The sequence below is a fragment of the Pseudomonas sp. 43(2021) genome (assembly GCF_017490805.1).
Lineage (GTDB): Bacteria > Pseudomonadota > Gammaproteobacteria > Pseudomonadales > Pseudomonadaceae > Aquipseudomonas.
Genome location: NZ_JAFGYJ010000633.1, coordinates 1 through 267 on the forward strand (window position 1 = coordinate 1; position 267 = coordinate 267).

The 267-nt window shown below is 64.8% G+C and carries 1 protein-coding gene; it reads right to left on the minus strand.

What is annotated here, in order from left to right; translation table 11 throughout:
* Nucleotides 1–267, minus strand: a 267-nt coding sequence (locus J5M71_RS29065) for an immunoglobulin-like domain-containing protein (protein ID WP_207839149.1), incomplete at both ends; no start/stop codon positions are given.

Sequence of the window (267 nt, forward strand, 5' to 3'; positions counted from 1 at the left end):
GATCGGCGGTGATGGTGACCTGCACCAGGTCGCCTTGGTTGCCGGTACCCGGGGTGCCCGAGCCAGGTTCGTCGGTGACGGTGGTGCTGACCGGGGTCTTGTCCAGGGTCAGTTGCTCGAACTTGCCCACGTCAGCGCCGGTGACCGAACCGATCGATTTGACCACAGGGTCGTTGGCGCCGGTGTAGACGTTGTCCGGGGCAGTGACGGTGACCGAACCAGTCGTGCCGTTGGCCGGTACGGTGATAACGGTCTTGCCGTCGCTCA